Annotated in this window: 1 protein-coding gene and 1 pseudogene; both read left to right on the forward strand. The window is 56.7% G+C overall.

Annotated features, from left to right (window positions below):
• Positions 1-1,005, forward strand: a 1,005-nt coding sequence (locus VKV18_RS06020) for a flagellar biosynthesis protein FlhA (RefSeq protein WP_324203318.1), incomplete at its 5' end; no start/stop codon positions are given.
• Positions 1,006-1,138: 133 nt separating this feature from the next.
• Positions 1,139-1,572: pseudogene (locus tag VKV18_RS06025) on the forward strand (excinuclease ABC subunit UvrA); the annotation flags it as partial.

The raw sequence follows: 1,572 nt of genomic DNA on the forward strand, positions 1-1,572 counted from the left end.
CTGGTGCCTTTGGCCCTGCCGGAGGAGGGGGGTGACCTCGCAGAGCGGGTAGGAGGGGTGCGCAAACAGATCGCGATGGAGCTGGGGATTGTGCTGCCCACCGTTCGCATTCGGGACAACCTGCAGTTGCGCCCCAATCAATATCAAATTAAGATCAAGGGCGCGCCGGTGGCAAGCCATGAACTGCTTTTGGGCTACATTTTGGCTCTGGACACGGGCATGGTGCGTCAGCACTTCGAGGGCATTCCCACAACGGAGCCTGCCATGGGGACGCCCGCCATCTGGATCAACAAGGCGCTCAAAGATCGCGCTGAACTGGCCGGTTACATTACCGTAGACCCTGCTACCGTGCTTGTAACCCATCTCACGGAGGTCGTCAAAACGCATGCGGCCGAGCTGCTCACCCGTCAAGAGACTCAAAAACTCGTTGATCAGGTGCGCAAACGCGATGAGGCCGTTGTGAACGAGTTGATCCCCAACGTTCTAACTTTGGGCGAGGTGCAGAAAGTGCTCCAAAGCCTATTGAAGGAGCGTGTGGGCATTCGTGACCTCACCACCATTTTGGAGACGCTGGCCGATTACGCCCCTCGCACACGCGATATAGACGCTTTGAACGAGTTTGTGCGTGGGGCACTCGCACGCCAAATCTGCCGGCAGTATCAGGATGAGGATGGTGTGCTAAGGGTCATTACACTGGCCGCCTCCTTAGAACAGGAACTGCGAGGTGCCGTTCAACCCACCCCAACCGGCCTTATGCTCGCCATTGACCCCCATCTGGCTCAAGCCCTTTTACGCAGCTTGAAGGAGCGGGTGGAGCAGGCCTCTGAGGAGGGGCATTCACCGGTTCTGCTCTGCTCGGGCCAGATTCGTTTGCCGTTAAAAAGGCTTATCGAGCGCAGCTTGCCTCACTTGGCCGTTTTAGCTTATACCGAGGTGGTGCCTGGCGTTGATGTGGAGGTTGTGGGCACCGTGGATGTGACCCTTAGTCTCAGCGGAACCCCGTAGGAACGCGCCTGGCCAACAGAAAAAAGTTTGCGATTGATGCTTGGGGAACCTCATGCAGAACGGCCGCTGAAGTCGGGGTGGAACATTAAGGTATAATTCGCCTGTGAATCGTTGCCACAGGGAGTCATTTAGGATGGAACCGACGGTATCGCCGCTGCAGGGGGTAAAGCCCGAAGAGTCTCCTTTATCAGAAGATGTAGGGAACGGCCAGGCCGATCCATCCAGGGCGGTGGTGGCAGGTACTTTACAGACCGCAGCTGCTGCCAGCAGTTTCATCCGTATTCGTGGGGCGCGTCAAAACAACCTTAAGAATATTGACCTCGACATTCCGCGTGATAAGTTGGTGGTGATAACCGGTCTGAGTGGGTCTGGAAAATCCTCCCTAGCCTTCGACACCCTTTATGCTGAGGGACAGCGCCGTTATGTGGAAAGCCTCTCGGCCTATGCCCGCCAGTTCCTCGGCCTTCAGGAAAAACCGGATGTAGACCAGATTGATGGGCTTAGCCCCGCCGTTTCGATTGACCAAAAATCTACCAGCAAGAACCCCCGCTCCACCGTGGGCACGGT

Source organism: Chthonomonas sp. (assembly GCF_035294505.1).
GTDB lineage: Bacteria > Armatimonadota > Chthonomonadetes > Chthonomonadales > Chthonomonadaceae > Chthonomonas.